This is a genomic window from Pseudomonas sp. IT-P4, assembly GCF_949767755.1.
Taxonomy (GTDB): Bacteria; Pseudomonadota; Gammaproteobacteria; order Pseudomonadales; family Pseudomonadaceae; genus Aquipseudomonas; species Aquipseudomonas monachiensis.
This window is the reverse complement of sequence record NZ_CATKPX010000056.1, coordinates 1-15,995: the sequence shown is the minus strand read 5'-3', so window position 1 is coordinate 15,995 and position 15,995 is coordinate 1. Positions and strand designations below refer to the sequence as shown.

At 56.1% G+C, this 15,995-nt stretch carries 13 protein-coding genes and 4 tRNA genes; all 17 read right to left on the bottom strand.

What is annotated here, in order from left to right; all coding sequences use genetic code 11:
- Window positions 1–15: 15 nt before the first annotated feature.
- Window positions 16–489 (bottom strand): 30S ribosomal protein S7, encoded by a 474-nt coding sequence (gene rpsG / locus ACM6IT_RS21330; protein ID WP_007994653.1) that lies wholly within the window; start codon window positions 487–489, stop codon window positions 16–18.
- A gap of 108 nt (window positions 490–597) precedes the next feature.
- Window positions 598–969 carry a 30S ribosomal protein S12 gene (gene rpsL / locus ACM6IT_RS21325; protein WP_003186084.1) on the bottom strand — a complete coding sequence of 124 codons (372 nt, stop codon included), beginning with the start codon at window positions 967–969 and terminating at the stop codon, window positions 598–600.
- 216 nt (window positions 970–1,185) lie between these two features.
- Window positions 1,186–5,385, bottom strand: a complete 4,200-nt coding sequence (gene rpoC, locus ACM6IT_RS21320) for a DNA-directed RNA polymerase subunit beta' (protein ID WP_056728978.1) — start codon at window positions 5,383–5,385, stop codon at window positions 1,186–1,188.
- A 64-nt stretch (window positions 5,386–5,449) separates the two neighbouring features.
- Window positions 5,450–9,523, bottom strand: coding sequence for a DNA-directed RNA polymerase subunit beta (rpoB, locus tag ACM6IT_RS21315; protein ID WP_053162836.1), 4,074 nt, complete (start codon window positions 9,521–9,523; stop codon window positions 5,450–5,452).
- A 220-nt stretch (window positions 9,524–9,743) separates the two neighbouring features.
- On the bottom strand, window positions 9,744–10,109 hold the full coding sequence (gene rplL / locus ACM6IT_RS21310) for a 50S ribosomal protein L7/L12 (protein WP_007970414.1): 366 nt from the start codon (window positions 10,107–10,109) through the stop codon (window positions 9,744–9,746).
- 75 nt (window positions 10,110–10,184) lie between these two features.
- Window positions 10,185–10,685 carry a 50S ribosomal protein L10 gene (gene rplJ, locus ACM6IT_RS21305; protein WP_007970413.1) on the bottom strand — a complete coding sequence of 167 codons (501 nt, stop codon included), beginning with the start codon at window positions 10,683–10,685 and terminating at the stop codon, window positions 10,185–10,187.
- 198 nt (window positions 10,686–10,883) lie between these two features.
- Window positions 10,884–11,579: a 50S ribosomal protein L1 gene (gene rplA / locus ACM6IT_RS21300; RefSeq protein WP_003186095.1), complete on the bottom strand. Its 696-nt coding sequence runs from the start codon at window positions 11,577–11,579 to the stop codon at window positions 10,884–10,886.
- Window positions 11,579–12,010 carry a 50S ribosomal protein L11 gene (gene rplK / locus ACM6IT_RS21295; RefSeq protein ID WP_007933726.1) on the bottom strand — a complete coding sequence of 144 codons (432 nt, stop codon included), beginning with the start codon at window positions 12,008–12,010 and terminating at the stop codon, window positions 11,579–11,581. Before rplK ends, rplA begins: the two co-directional genes overlap by 1 nt.
- 117 nt (window positions 12,011–12,127) lie before the next feature.
- Window positions 12,128–12,661, bottom strand: a complete 534-nt coding sequence (nusG, locus tag ACM6IT_RS21290; protein ID WP_007984405.1) for a transcription termination/antitermination protein NusG — start codon at window positions 12,659–12,661, stop codon at window positions 12,128–12,130.
- Between the two features lie 9 nt (window positions 12,662–12,670).
- Entirely contained in the window at window positions 12,671–13,039 is a 369-nt protein-coding gene (gene secE, locus ACM6IT_RS21285) for a preprotein translocase subunit SecE (protein ID WP_007984402.1), read from the bottom strand.
- A gap of 45 nt (window positions 13,040–13,084) precedes the next feature.
- A tRNA-Trp gene (locus ACM6IT_RS21280) sits at window positions 13,085–13,160 on the bottom strand.
- Window positions 13,161–13,334: 174 nt separating this feature from the next.
- Window positions 13,335–13,410: transfer RNA gene (locus ACM6IT_RS21275), tRNA-Thr, on the bottom strand.
- Between the two features lie 26 nt (window positions 13,411–13,436).
- A tRNA-Gly gene (locus ACM6IT_RS21270) sits at window positions 13,437–13,510 on the bottom strand.
- Window positions 13,511–13,534: 24 nt separating this feature from the next.
- Window positions 13,535–13,619, bottom strand: a tRNA-Tyr gene (locus ACM6IT_RS21265).
- A gap of 143 nt (window positions 13,620–13,762) precedes the next feature.
- On the bottom strand, window positions 13,763–14,203 hold the full coding sequence (locus ACM6IT_RS21260; protein WP_414918639.1) for a hypothetical protein: 441 nt from the start codon (window positions 14,201–14,203) through the stop codon (window positions 13,763–13,765).
- Window positions 14,204–14,210: 7 nt separating this feature from the next.
- Window positions 14,211–14,960, bottom strand: coding sequence for a pantothenate kinase (locus ACM6IT_RS21255; protein WP_414914786.1), 750 nt, complete (start codon window positions 14,958–14,960; stop codon window positions 14,211–14,213).
- Window positions 14,950–15,909: a bifunctional biotin--[acetyl-CoA-carboxylase] ligase/biotin operon repressor BirA gene (gene birA / locus ACM6IT_RS21250; RefSeq protein WP_056728984.1), complete on the bottom strand. Its 960-nt coding sequence runs from the start codon at window positions 15,907–15,909 to the stop codon at window positions 14,950–14,952. The genes ACM6IT_RS21255 and birA overlap by 11 nt, the downstream gene beginning before the upstream one ends.
- Between the last annotated feature and the right edge of the window lie 86 nt (window positions 15,910–15,995).

Here is a 15,995-nt window from a genome sequence, read left to right as displayed (position 1 = left end):
TTAGTGACGCTAAAATTAGAAGCGGTAGTGCGAGAAAGCCTTGTTGGCTTCAGCCATACGGTGAACGTCTTCACGCTTCTTAACTGCAGCACCTTTACCTTCGGCAGCGTCCAACAGTTCGCCAGCCAAACGCAGAGCCATAGACTTCTCGCCGCGCTTGCGGGCGTAGTCTACCAACCAGCGCATTGCCAGAGCGTTACGACGGGAAGGACGAACCTCGACCGGAACCTGGTAAGTAGCACCACCAACGCGGCGCGACTTCACTTCGACCAGCGGAGCGATGGCGTCGAGTGCTTTTTCGAAGAGTTCCAGGGGATCGGTGCCGGCCTTACGAGCCTTCACGGTATCCAGGGCACCATAAACGATACGCTCGGCAACGGCTTTCTTGCCGCTTTCCATTACGTGGTTCATGAATTTGGCGAGGATTTGGCTTCCGTATTTCGGATCGTCCAGAATCTCACGCTTGGCTGCTACGCGACGTCTTGGCATTGATAAGCCCTCAAACGGTCTTCAGGTTAGCCCGGGACAGCTCCTATGGATGCGTGCCCGACCTTACTCTTATCGACTCAATAAAATGAAAAACTGCAAAACGGCCGATTACTTCGGACGCTTGGTACCGTACTTCGAACGACCCTGGTTACGACCTTTAACACCGGAAGTATCCAACGAACCGCGAACGGTGTGGTAACGAACACCTGGCAAGTCTTTTACACGACCGCCGCGGATCAGTACCACGCTGTGCTCTTGCAGGTTGTGGCCTTCACCGCCGATGTACGAGGAAACCTCGAAACCGTTGGTCAGGCGCACACGGCATACTTTACGCAGTGCCGAGTTAGGTTTTTTCGGCGTGGTGGTGTACACACGGGTGCACACGCCACGGCGTTGCGGGCAGTTCTGCAGCGCAGGCACGTCGGATTTCTCGACGATACGCTTACGCGGCTGACGTACCAGCTGGTTGATAGTTGCCATCTACTAGCTCCACTGTTGTCTTGCGACGCTATTGTCTTGCAAGAAAAGCAAAATGGCAGGAACGAGTTCCCGCCAAATTTAGGGGTACAAGAGTCTAAAGAGGATCTTGTCCCCAGTCAAGGCAAGGCCCCGCCCTCCCCGCTCATCCAATCTCGACAAATTGTCTCGATTCGATGAACGGAGTGACCAGGGCCTCACACTCATTTACCGCAGAACTCAGTTACCGCTCGAGTTCAGCGCTTCGGTCAGTGCAGCTTCCACTTCACTGGCGCTTACGCGCAACGGCTTGTCTGCATCACGGCGGCGCTTACGCTCGCTGTGATAAGCCAGGCCGGTACCAGCCGGGATCAGACGACCCACGACCACGTTTTCTTTCAGGCCGCGCAGGTAATCGCGCTTGCCGGTTACCGCCGCTTCGGTCAGTACGCGAGTGGTTTCCTGGAAGGAAGCCGCCGAGATGAACGATTCGGTGGACAACGACGCCTTGGTGATACCCAGCAGAACGCGAGTGAACTTGGAGACAAACTTGTCTTCGCCGCTCAGACGCTCGTTCTCTACCAGTACGTGAGTCAATTCCATCTGGTCGCCCTTGATGAAACTGGAATCGCCGGATTCAGCGATCTCAACTTTACGCAGCATCTGACGCAGGATGGTCTCGATGTGCTTGTCGTTGATCTTCACGCCTTGCAGACGGTAAACGTCCTGGATCTCGTTGACGATGTACTTGGCCAGCGCACTCACACCCAGCAGACGCAGGATGTCGTGTGGATCGCTCGGACCGTCGGAGATAACTTCGCCGCGGTTTACCTGTTCGCCTTCGAACACGTTCAGGTGACGCCACTTCGGAATCAGCTCTTCGTACGGATCGGTACCGTCGTTCGGGGTGATAACCAGACGGCGTTTGCCTTTGGTCTCTTTACCGAACGCGATGGTGCCGCTGACTTCAGCCAGAATCGACGCTTCTTTCGGACGACGGGCTTCGAACAAGTCGGCAACACGCGGCAGACCACCGGTGATGTCGCGAGTTTTCGAAGTCTCTTGCGGGATACGAGCGATAACATCACCGATCGCGATCTTCGCACCATCCGCTACACCGACCAGGGCGTTGGCCGGCAGGAAGTACTGAGCGATAACGTCAGTGCCTGGCAGCAACAGATCCTTGCCGTTGTCGTCGACCATCTTCACGGCAGGACGGATGTCCTTACCGGCAGCTGGACGATCTTTGGCGTCGAGTACTTCAATGTTGGTCATACCGGTCAATTCGTCAGTCTGACGCTTGATCGTGATGCCTTCTTCCATGCCCACGTAGGTCACGGTACCTTTCATTTCGGTAACGATCGGGTGAGTGTGCGGATCCCACTTGGCCACGATGGCGCCAGCTTCGACCTTGTCACCCTCTTTAACCGAAATCACGGCACCGTACGGCAGCTTGTAACGCTCACGCTCACGACCGAAGTCATCAGCGATGGCCAGCTCACCGGAACGGGACACAGCAACCAGGTGACCATCCACTCGCTCAACGTGCTTCAGGTTATGCAGACGGACGGTACCGCCATTCTTCACCTGAACGCTGTCGGCTGCGGAGGTCCGGCTTGCCGCACCACCGATGTGGAACGTACGCATCGTCAGCTGGGTACCCGGCTCACCGATGGACTGGGCAGCGATAACGCCGACCGCTTCACCGATGTTCACCTGGTGACCACGAGCCAGATCGCGGCCGTAGCACTTGGCGCAAATACCGAAGCGGGTTTCGCAGCTGATCGGCGAACGCACGATCACTTCGTCGATGCTGTTGAGTTCGATGAACTCGACCCACTTTTCGTCTACCAGGGTGCCGGCAGGAACGATGACGTCCTCGGTACCTGGCTTGAATACGTCACGGGCGATAACACGACCCAATACGCGCTCACCCAGCGGCTCTACAACGTCACCGCCTTCAATGTGCGGAGTCATCAGCAGACCGTGTTCGGTGCCGCAATCGATCTCGGTTACAACCAGATCTTGTGCAACGTCTACCAGACGACGAGTCAGGTAACCGGAGTTAGCCGTTTTCAACGCGGTATCCGCAAGACCCTTACGAGCACCGTGAGTGGAGATGAAGTACTGAAGTACGCTCAAACCTTCACGGAAGTTCGCAGTAATCGGCGTTTCAATGATGGAACCGTCCGGCTTGGCCATCAGGCCACGCATACCGGCCAGCTGACGAATCTGTGCTGCGGAACCCCGCGCACCCGAGTCAGCCATCATGTACATCGAGTTGAAGGACTCCTGGTCGACTTCGACGCCATGACGGTCGATGACTTTCTCTTTCGAGAGGTTGGCCATCATCGCCTTGGAAACTTCGTCGTTCGCCTTGGACCAAAGGTCGATCACTTTGTTGTACTTCTCGCCCTGGGTTACCAGGCCGGAGGCGTACTGGCTTTCGATCTCTTTCACTTCATCAGTGGCAGCATTGATGATGCGGGCTTTTTCATCCGGGATAACGAAGTCGTTAACACCGATGGAAACGCCGGAAATGGTCGAATAAGCAAAACCGGTGTACATCAACTGGTCAGCGAAGATCACAGTCTCTTTCAAACCAACCACGCGATAGCACTGGTTGATCAGCTTGGAGATTGCCTTCTTCTTCATCGGCAGGTTGACGACGTCGTACGACAGACCCTTTGGCACAACCTGGAACAACAGAGCACGGCCGACAGTGGTGTCGACGATACGGGTGTTGCTCACGCTGCCGCCATCACGGTCGTTGACGGTTTCGTTGATCCGGACTTTAACCTTGGCGTGCAGTGCGGCTTCGCCGGCACGGAACACACGGTCAACTTCCTGCAGATCCGCGAACACACGACCTTCGCCCTTGGCGTTGATCGCTTCACGAGTCATGTAGTACAGACCCAATACAACGTCCTGCGACGGAACGATGATTGGCTCACCGTTGGCTGGCGACAGAATGTTGTTGGTCGACATCATCAACGCACGCGCTTCGAGCTGGGCTTCCAGCGTCAGCGGTACGTGCACGGCCATTTGGTCGCCGTCGAAGTCGGCGTTGTACGCGGCGCAGACCAGAGGGTGCAGCTGGATAGCCTTACCTTCGATCAGTACCGGTTCAAACGCCTGGATACCCAGACGGTGAAGGGTCGGTGCACGGTTGAGAAGAACCGGGTGTTCGCGAATCACTTCAGCGAGAACGTCCCAAACCTCTGGCAGCTCGCGCTCGACCATCTTCTTGGCAGCCTTGATGGTGGTAGCAAGACCACGCATTTCAAGCTTGCCGAAAATGAACGGCTTGAACAGCTCGAGAGCCATTTTCTTCGGCAGACCGCACTGGTGCAGACGCAAGGTCGGACCTACGGTAATTACCGAACGGCCGGAGTAGTCAACACGCTTACCGAGCAAGTTCTGACGGAAACGACCCTGCTTACCCTTGATCATGTCAGCCAGGGACTTCAGAGGACGCTTGTTGGAACCTGTGATAGCGCGGCCACGACGACCGTTGTCGAGCAGTGCGTCGACGGCTTCCTGCAACATACGCTTTTCGTTGCGCACGATGATGTCCGGAGCGGACAGATCCAGCAGGCGCTTCAAACGGTTGTTACGGTTGATCACTCGACGATACAGATCGTTGAGGTCGGAAGTCGCGAAGCGACCGCCATCAAGCGGGACCAGTGGACGCAGATCTGGCGGCAGAACCGGCAGAACGGTCAGCACCATCCACTCTGGCAGGTTGCCGGAACCCTGGAAGGCTTCCATCAACTTCAGACGCTTGGACAGCTTCTTTATCTTGGTTTCGGAGTTGGTTTGCGGAATTTCTTCACGCAGGCGGCCAATCTCGTGCTCCAGGTCGATAGCGTGCAGCAGTTCGCGGACAGCTTCGGCACCCATGCGAGCATCGAAATCGTCGCCGAACTCTTCCAGCGCTTCGAAGTACTGCTCGTCGTTGAGCAGTTGACCTTTTTCAAGGGTGGTCATGCCTGGATCGATAACGACGTAGCTCTCAAAGTAGAGAACGCGCTCGATATCACGCAGGGTCATGTCCATCAGCAAGCCGATACGGGACGGCAGCGATTTCAGGAACCAGATGTGGGCAACTGGCGAGGCCAGTTCGATGTGCGCCATGCGCTCACGGCGAACTTTTGCCAGCGCGACTTCAACGCCGCACTTCTCGCAGATCACACCACGGTGCTTCAAGCGCTTGTACTTACCGCACAGGCACTCGTAATCCTTTACCGGGCCAAAGATCTTGGCGCAGAACAGGCCGTCACGTTCAGGTTTGAACGTACGGTAGTTGATGGTTTCCGGCTTTTTAACTTCACCGAACGACCACGAACGGATCATCTCAGGCGATGCCAATCCAATACGGATGGCGTCGAACTCTTCGACTTGACCCTGGTTTTTCAGCAAATTCAGTAGGTCTTTCAAGGCCTTTCCTCCTGGCGGAGCAGAGAGCGGGCAATCCTGCCCCGCTCTCGATTCGCGTCACGTGTTATTCGGTTTCCAGATCGATATCGATGCCGAGGGAACGAATTTCCTTGATCAACACGTTGAAGGACTCGGGCATGCCCGGCTCCATACGGTGATCGCCATCCACGATGTTCTTGTACATCTTGGTACGGCCGTTCACATCGTCCGACTTCACTGTGAGCATTTCTTGCAGAGTGTAAGCGGCACCGTATGCTTCCAGTGCCCAGACCTCCATCTCCCCGAAACGCTGACCACCGAACTGCGCCTTACCACCCAGCGGCTGCTGGGTAACCAGGCTGTACGAACCGGTAGAACGAGCGTGCATCTTGTCGTCTACCAAGTGGTTCAGCTTCAGCATGTACATGTAGCCAACGGTAACCGGGCGCTCGAACTTGTTGCCGGTACGGCCGTCGGTCAGCTGCATCTGGCCGCTTTCTGGCAGGTCCGCCAGTTTCAGCATGGCCTTGATTTCGCTTTCCTTGGCGCCGTCGAACACTGGAGTGGCCATTGGAACGCCGCCACGCAGGTTTTGAGCCAGGTCCAGGATTTCCTGGTCCGAGAAGTCATCGAGGCTTTCCTGACGACCGCCGATCTCGTTATAGATCTCGTGCAGGAACTTGCGCAGCTCGGCAACCTTGCGCTGCTCTTCAATCATGCGGTTGATCTTCTCGCCCAGACCTTTGGCCGCGAGGCCCAGGTGGGTTTCAAGGATCTGACCGACGTTCATACGCGAAGGTACGCCCAACGGGTTGAGGACGACGTCGACCGGGGTGCCATTGGCATCGTGCGGCATGTCTTCAACCGGCATGATCACGGAGACCACACCCTTGTTACCGTGACGACCGGCCATCTTGTCGCCCGGCTGGATGCGACGACGGATTGCCAGGTAAACCTTGACGATTTTCAGCACGCCTGGAGCCAGGTCATCGCCCTGCTGCAGTTTGCGCTTCTTGTCTTCGAACTTGTCGTCCAGCAGACGGCGACGATCAACGATGTAGGCCTGAGCCTTCTCGAGCTGCTCGTTCAGAGCATCTTCAGCCATGCGCAGCTTGAACCACTGGCCGTGCTCAAGACCGTCGAGAACTTCGTCGGTGATGTCCTGGCCTTTCTTCAGACCGGCGCCGCCTTCGGCTTTGTGGCCGACCAGAGCGGAACGCAGACGTTCGAAAGTAGCACCTTCAACGATACGGAACTCTTCGTTGAGGTCCTTGCGGATCTCGTCCAGCTGGGACTTCTCGATCGACAGGGCACGAGCATCACGCTCAACGCCGTCGCGGGTGAAGACCTGTACGTCGATGACAGTACCCTTGGTACCGGTAGGTACGCGCAGGGAAGTGTCTTTAACGTCGCTGGCTTTTTCACCGAAGATCGCACGCAGCAGTTTTTCTTCCGGAGTCAGCTGGGTCTCGCCTTTCGGAGTGACCTTACCGACCAGGATGTCGCCTGCGCCAACTTCGGCACCTACGTAAACGATACCGGCTTCGTCCAGCTTGTTCAGAGCCGCTTCACCCACGTTCGGGATGTCGGCAGTGATTTCCTCTGGGCCAAGCTTGGTGTCACGAGCCACACAGGTCAGTTCCTGGATGTGGATCGTGGTGAAGCGGTCTTCCTGAACAACACGCTCGGACAGGCAGATGGAGTCTTCGAAGTTGAAGCCGTTCCATGCCATGAACGCGATGCGCATGTTCTGACCCAGTGCCAGTTCACCCATATCGGTGGACGGGCCGTCGGCCATGATGTCGCTACGCTGAACCCGATCACCCTTACGCACCAGCGGACGCTGGTTGATGCAGGTGTTCTGGTTGGAGCGGGTGTACTTGGTCAGGTTGTAGATGTCGACACCGGCTTCACCGGTTTCAACTTCGTCATCGGCAACACGAACCACGATACGGCTGGCGTCGACGGAGTCGATCACGCCGCCACGACGAGCCACGACGCAAACGCCGGAGTCACGGGCTACGTTTCGCTCCATGCCGGTACCTACCAGCGGCTTGTCAGCGCGCAGGGTTGGTACAGCTTGACGCTGCATGTTCGAACCCATCAACGCACGGTTGGCGTCGTCGTGCTCGAGGAACGGAATCAGCGACGCAGCAACCGAAACTACCTGCTTCGGCGATACGTCCATCAAGGTGACGTCTTCCGGCGCCTTGACGGTGAATTCGTTCAAGTGACGAACAGCTACCAGTTCGTCGATCAGGACTTTCTTGTCGTTCATCGTGGCCGAGGCCTGAGCGATCACGTGATCGGCTTCTTCGATGGCGGACAGGAACACGATCTCGTCGGTGACCAAAGCGTCTTTCACCACGCGGTACGGGCTTTCCAGGAAGCCGTACTGGTTGGTGCGCGCATAAGCGGCCAGGGAGTTGATCAGACCGATGTTCGGACCTTCCGGCGTTTCAATCGGGCATACACGACCGTAGTGAGTCGGGTGTACGTCACGAACTTCGAAGCCGGCGCGCTCACGAGTCAGACCGCCAGGGCCGAGTGCGGAAACACGACGCTTGTGGGTGATCTCGGACAGCGGGTTGTTCTGGTCCATGAACTGGGACAGCTGGCTGGAACCGAAGAACTCTTTCACCGCCGCGGCCACTGGCTTGGCGTTGATCAGGTCTTGCGGCATCAGGCCTTCGCTTTCAGCCATCGACAGACGCTCTTTGACCGCACGCTCAACACGTACCAGGCCAACGCGGAACTGGTTCTCGGCCATTTCGCCTACGCAGCGAACACGACGGTTACCCAGGTGGTCGATGTCATCGACGATGCCTTTACCGTTACGGATGTCGACCAGGGTCTTCAGTACCGCGACGATATCTTCCTTGCACAGCACGCCCGAACCTTCGATCTCGGTACGACCGATACGACGGTTGAACTTCATCCGGCCGACCGCAGACAGGTCATAGCGCTCAGGGCTGAAGAACAGGTTGTTGAACAGGGTCTCGGCAGCGTCTTTGGTTGGCGGCTCGCCAGGACGCATCATGCGATAGATCTCGACCAGCGCTTCCAGTTGGTTGCTGGTGGAGTCGATCTTCAGGGTGTCGGAGACGAACGGACCGCAGTCGATATCGTTGGTGTACAGAGTTTCGATGCGAACAACCTGAGCCTTGGCGATTTTGGCCAGGATCTCGGTGTTCAGCTCGGTGTTGCACTCTGCCAGGATTTCGCCGGTTGCCGGGTGCACGATGACCTTGGCGGTTGTACGACCCAGGACGTAGTCCAGAGGCACATCCAGCTCTTTGATCCCGGCTTTTTCCAGCTGGTTGATGTGGCGAGCGGTGATACGACGACCCTGCTCGACAATAACCTTGCCCTTGTCATCCTGAATATCGAGGACAGCGATTTCACCGCGCAGGCGCTGAGGCACCAGCTCCAGGCTCAGGGTCTCGCCCTTCACATGGAATACGTTGGTGGTATAGAACGCGTCCAGCACTTCTTCAGTGGTATAGCCCAGCGCGCGCAGCAGTACCGATGCAGGCAGCTTGCGACGACGGTCGATACGCACGAATACGCAGTCTTTCGGGTCGAACTCGAAGTCCAGCCACGAACCGCGGTAAGGAATGATGCGCGCGGAGTACAGCAGTTTACCGGAGCTGTGCGTCTTGCCACGGTCGTGGTCGAAGAACACGCCCGGGGAACGGTGCAGCTGGGAAACGATTACACGCTCGGTACCGTTGATTACGAAGGTACCGTTTTCAGTCATCAGGGGGATTTCACCCATGTAGACTTCTTGCTCTTTGATGTCCTTGATCGCTTTGTTCGACGACTCTTTGTCGAAAATGATCAGGCGCACTTTTACCCGCAAAGGTACGGCGTAAGTTACACCGCGCAATACGCATTCTTTGACATCAAATGCCGGTTCGCCCAGGCGATAACCGACGTACTCCAGCGCAGCATTGCCGGAGTAGCTGATGATCGGGAAAACGGATTTGAAGGCCGCATGCAGGCCCACGTCGCGGAACTGATCTTTAGTCGCTCCCGCTTGCAAGAATTCACGATACGAATCCAGCTGGATGGCCAGGAGGTACGGCACATCCATGACGTCCGGCAACTTGCTAAAGTCCTTGCGGATACGTTTTTTCTCAGTATATGAGTAAGCCATCAGCGTTCCCCAGCTTGGTCACCTGCTTGTTTGGCCCCTCCCGACGGGAGCAGCCAGAAAATCGTGCAAACCCCATGGTTTGCGCCACCGCATCGGGTGGTTACAGCACGTTATCGGCACCGACCCAGTCGGCTGCCAATAACGGAAAAAGGCCGGTGGCAAGAGCCACCAGCCATCAGCCTGTCGCTTAACGCTCGGGCTGGAGGAGCAAAGTCGATGCTTACTTCAGCTCGACTTTAGCGCCTGCTTCTTCCAGAGCTGCTTTGGCTTTGTCAGCTGCGTCTTTGGCAACAGCTTCCAGAACCATGGCAGGTGCGCCGTCAACTACAGCCTTGGCTTCTTTCAAGCCCAGGCCGGTCAGTTCACGTACAGCCTTGATCACGTTAACTTTCTTCTCGCCAGCTTCGGTCAGCATGACGTTGAATTCGGTTTGCTCTTCAGCAACGGCAGCAGCAACAGCTGGACCAGCCGATGCAGCAGCAGCGGTAACACCGAATTTTTCTTCGAAAGCTTTGATCAGCTCAACAACTTCCATTACGGACATGTTGCCAACTGCTTCAAGGATATCGTTCTGAGAGATAGACATGAATCTAATTCCTGATATTGGGGACGGCCTACGCGACCATCGAAAAAAACAAAAAACGCGAGAAGTTGACGAGCCTTAGGCTGCAGCAGCTTCTTTCTGGTCGCGAATTGCCGCCAGAGTACGAGCCAACTTGCTGGTAGCGCCTTGAATCACGCTCATCAGCTGAGAAATTGCTTCGTCACGGGTCGGCAGAGTTGCCAGTACGTCGATTTGGTTAGCTGCGAGGAACTTGCCCTCGAACGCAGCTGCCTTGATCTCGAACTTGTCCTGACCCTTTGCGAATTCCTTGAAGATCCGGGCAGCAGCGCCTGGATGTTCCTTGGAGAACGCAATCAGGGTAGGGCCAGTGAACACGTCGTTGAGGACACTGAATTCAGTGTCAGCAACAGCGCGCTTGAGCAGGGTGTTACGTACAACACGTACGTAAACGCCAGCTTCACGAGCCTCTTTACGGAGTCCGGTCATCGCGCCTACTGTTACGCCACGGGCATCAGCCACGACAGCGGACAGAGCGACTTTGGCAGCCTCGTTGACTTCAGCGACGATGGCCTTCTTGTCTTCGAGTTTAATTGCCACGGGTTTAACTCCTGCTTGTTACCGTTTCATCTGGTCGAAACCGGATGTCGTTTTGGTGTCTGATTCGGTAAGGAACCGGGAGCACCATCTGCGTAGGCTTGTGGTTTAAGACTTGCGTCGCCTACGGTCTTGGATAGCCCCCGCCAGGCAGGGACCCCAATTTTTCAATTGGCGCAATCGCTTGCGCCAATTTGTGTCTTACGCGTCGAGCGAGCTTTGGTCGATGACCAGACCTGGGCCCATAGTGGTGCTCAGGGTAACGCGCTTGACGTAAATGCCTTTCGAGGAAGCTGGCTTGATACGCTTCAGATCAGCGATCAGGGCTTCAACGTTTTCCTTCAGCTTGACGGCATCGAAGCCGATCTTGCCAACGGAAGTGTGGATGATGCCGTTTTTGTCGGTGCGATAACGAACCTGACCAGCCTTGGCGTTCTTAACCGCGGTAGCTACGTCTGGAGTTACGGTGCCGACTTTAGGGTTAGGCATCAGGCCACGTGGACCGAGGATCTGACCCAACTGACCTACAACGCGCATTGCATCCGGGGATGCGATCACTACGTCATAGTTCAGGTCGCCGCCTTTCATTTCGGCAGCCAGGTCGTCCATGCCTACGCGGTCAGCGCCGGCAGCCAGAGCGGCTTCAGCAGCTGGACCCTGGGTGAACACAGCAACGCGAACGGTCTTGCCAGTGCCGTGTGGCAGCACAGTAGCGCTACGAACGACCTGGTCGGATTTACGCGGGTCAACACCCAGGTTTACAGCTACGTCGAACGACTCGCTGAACTTGACAGTCGACAGCTCAGCCAGCAGGGCAGCGGCGTCTACAAAGTTGTAGGCCTTGCCTGCTTCGATTTTGCCGGCGATAGCCTTTTGACGTTTGGTCAGCTTAGCCATTACACACCCTCCACGTTAAGGCCCATGCTACGAGCAGAACCGGCGATAGTACGCACGGCTGCTTCCATATCAGCTGCAGTCAGATCCGCGTTTTTGGTTTTCGCGATTTCTTCCAGCTGAGCACGAGTCACGGTGCCAACCTTAACGGTGTTCGGACGAGCGGAACCGCTGGTCAGACCGGCCGCCTTCTTCAGCAGAACCGAAGCAGGGGTGGATTTGGTTTCGAAAGTGAAGCTACGGTCGCTGTAGACAGTGATGATCACTGGAGTCGGCAGACCTGGCTCAAGACCCTGAGTACGGGCGTTGAAAGCCTTGCAGAATTCCATGATGTTCACGCCGTGCTGACCCAGAGCAGGACCAACAGGTGGGCTTGGGTTAGCCTGAGCGGCCTTCACTTGCAGCTTGATGTAAGCGGTAATCTTCTTGGCCATGAGGCACTCCAATTACGGGTTCGAACGCCTCGAGAGGCTCCCCGGTTACTTGCGCGTTTATCCCAGTGACGACAAAACCCCACAGCCTACGGCTGCGGGGTTGGGATTTTTGTTCAACTAGACCTTTTCGACCTGGCTGAACTCGAGCTCCACCGGAGTAGAGCGACCGAAAATGAGCACTGCGACCTGGATCCGGCTCTTTTCGTAGTTAACTTCTTCAACAACACCGGTAAAGTCTGCGAACGGACCGTCATTGACACGCACCGACTCGCCCGGCTCGAACAACGTCTTCGGCTTCGGCTTGTCGCTGCCATCGGCAACGCGGCGCAGAATCGCTTCTGCTTCTTTATCGGTGATTGGTGCAGGCTTATCGGCAGTACCGCCAATGAAACCCATCACCCGAGGCGTATCCTTGACCAAGTGCCAAGTACCCTCGTTCATATCCATCTGCACCAGCACATAGCCAGGGAAGAATTTGCGTTCGCTTTTGCGCTTCTGGCCATTGCGCATCTCGACCACTTCTTCAGTGGGAACCAGAATCTCGCCGAAGCCATCTTCCATACCAGCCAGCTTTACGCGCTCGATCAGCGAGCGCATTACATGCTTCTCGTAACCGGAGTAAGCATGCACAACATACCAACGCTTAGCCACGGGACACCCTTAGCCGACGATCAAGGAAACAAGCCAGCCGAGCAGGGAATCAAGCCCCCACAACAGCAACGCCATAACCAGGACAACAGCCACAACGATCAACGTGGTCTGCGTGGTTTCTTGGCGAGTTGGCCAAACGACTTTACGAATTTCGGTGCGCGCTTCCTTAACCAGTACAAAGAAAGACTTGCCCTTGACTGTCTGCAGGCCTACAAAGGCAGCTACGGCAGCAATAGCAAGCAATGCGAGTACGCGGTACAGGATCGGCGAAGCAGAAAAGTACTGATTGCCAACAACGCCAACAACCACCAGAGCGACTACTACAAGCCACTTGAGGAGGTCGAAACGAGAGCCTTGAGCTTCAGCTTTAGGAGTCATCTATGAAGATCCTGTGAAAAGAAAGCCAGACACACCGAGTGAATCTGGCAGGTCAGGAGGGAATCGAACCCCCAACCTACGGTTTTGGAGACCGTCGCTCTGCCAATTGAGCTACTGACCTAAAACAAAATCAGGCCGACCATTATGCCGACCCGAAAAAGACTTTACAACACTTACGAGGCAATCCTGGCTGCAACACCGACATCCATGACACCGGCAACCCTCAGAAACACAATCAGGCGCAACCACTACCACCTAAAACAAAGGCAGATATTTTCATATCTGCCTTGTTATATGGAGCTCTTGAGCGGATTTGAACCGCTGACCTCACCCTTACCAAGGGTGTGCTCTACCAACTGAGCTACAAGAGCGTAACACTGTGCAAAACCCGTAAACTTGGAGCGGGTAGCGGGAATCGAACCCGCATCATCAGCTTGGAAGGCTGAGGTTCTACCACTAAACTATACCCGCGAGGCTTACAGCTCTCGCTAAAAATGGTGGAGGGGGAAGGATTCGAACCTTCGAAGTCGTAGACGTCAGATTTACAGTCTGATCCCTTTGGCCGCTCGGGAACCCCTCCTAAGCGAGCCGGCATTCTACATCATGCCAGCCTTCTGTCAAGCATTTTTCTCATTAAAAACCTGAGCTTAGCTGCGTTGACCTCGCTTCACACCGCTTACCGTTTCCGGTGTTCGCTGTGGAGCGGGCGCCATTCTATGCAAACTATTCGGTGGGTGCAACCCCCTCGCACGGCATTATTTTATGTTTTAACTCATTGAATTCTTTAGAAAGGTTTTGCAGCTGCAAATCGTCCAGCCAACGCCGGCTTTCCGGTGCGATACGCACCCAATACGCCGCTCCTTCAGCCGCAGCTTTCGGCAGGGACTGAAACTTGACCTCCATCCCGCTCAAACGACGCTCAACCGCCTGTGCGGCCTCCTGGCGCGTATAGCCGCCCAGATAAAGGCAGCCATTGTCTGCCGAGGCAGCTTTTCCCTTATCCTTGGATACGTCACTTGCTTCGCTCAACAAGCGAATATCTTGTTGAGATCCGCGATACAGACTCAAAGGCGTGACATCCTTCGCGCGCAAAGGAGCCTCTTGTTGATGCCAGATGTAGTAGAAGCCATTGAGGACAAGCAGCAGTAGAAACAACCAACGCATAAAAACCTCAGGACAAGGGACAGGCCATGGCCAATCCGACAAACACCAAGTCCGGAACAACCCTGGCCTGAGGCACGACCTCAGCAACCAGGCTCGCATCCCCCCCGGTGAGGAACACGACAAAGTCCTCACCCCAGTAACTGCGCGCCAACTCGAGCTGGGTCAGCACGAAGCCGCGCAACATCAACAGACAACCACGCTCTACAGCCTCGACAGTCGCGCGACCAGGAACAAGACTTTCCTGAGCCTGCTCGGCCGCCAGATCCCCATAACGAATTTTGCGGGTGTGGGTGCGCAACTGGTTGCGCATCAACGGCATCCCTGGACAGATGAAACCACCCAGGTGCTCTCCATCCGCCGCGATAAAGTCAGCGGTCACGGCCGTACCGAAATCGAGCACCAGACACGCACCCGAGGCCAGATGAAAGCCTCCGAGCATTGCGAGCCAGCGATCCAGCCCCAACCGCTCAAACTCTTCATAGCCATTGCGCACGCCTGACATTTCGCGAGCAGGCGTTGCGCATACAACCGGCACATCAAAGGTATCGCCGAGCAATGACGTCAACGCAGCGGTTTCCTCCGCGGTCCTGACGCTCACCAACCGGCAAAACGTGAGGGCAAGCCCTTTGATCGCCCCCAAACCCTCCAGCAATCCAAGATTGGAATCGACGACCCCTTCACCGAGCACCTGCCCGGCATTAGCGGCAAGCACACGCCACTTGATGAAACTATTCCCACAATCGAGCTCAAGAATCATCACGCAACCTCAGGCTCAACTCACCACCACTGAAGACTTTCTCCACACCATCCACCTTCAGGCGCAAAGCGCCCTGGCCATCAATACCAAGTACTTCACCATCAATTTGATTGACGCCGGCAATCAAGGACACGCTTCGCCCCTGCCATAGATGATTTTGCTCCCACTCCGACTGGATGGCCAAAAAACCACCCGCCTGGTGACGAGCCAGGTATCGCTGCAGCATCTCCCCCAGCACCGCAACCAATTGGTTGCGGTCAAAAAATTTGCCTGACTCGAGCCGCAGGGATGTCCATTGCTGGTCCACCTCATCAGCGGACTGCATGTTCACATTGATCCCCACCCCCAGGACCACGTGGCACACATCAGCAGGATCACCAACCAACTCGAGCAGTATTCCCGCGATCTTTTTCTGGCCTACAAGGACATCGTTAGGCCACTTCAATCCAGCGGATGCAATACCGAGCTCGCGCAACGCCTGCAAGACAGCGAGCCCAACGACAAGACTCAAGCCCTCCAGCTGGCGCATCCCACCATCAATGCGTAGCACCAGGCTGTAATAGACGTTTTCTGCGAATGGACTGACCCACTTGCGACCACGTCGCCCGCGTCCGGCTGTCTGCCGCTCCGAAAGCACCACAAAGGGTGCCGCTTGCCCACGCTCGATAGCGCGCAGTGCTTCGGCATTAGTGGAGTCGATTGAGTCGTAAACCTGGACGGGCCAGGCGCAGGAGTGCGCCTGAGCGCTAATCTCGGCAGGATCGAGCAGCGCCAATGGCGCGGACAGTTGATAGCCGCGCCCACGAACCTTATGAATAGACAGACCCAGCTCAGCTTCCAAATGCTGAAGCTGCTTCCACACAGCACTACGACTGACGCCCAGGGCGGCACCCAATGCTTGACCCGAATGGAATCGGCCATCTTTAAGAAGCTTTAACAACGTCAGCATGCAGGTCTCGCCTCACAATGAGGCCCGCATGATAGCCACGCATCGAGCGATTGCATAGAAATCCAGCAGCCGTGGCTTTCTTGCGG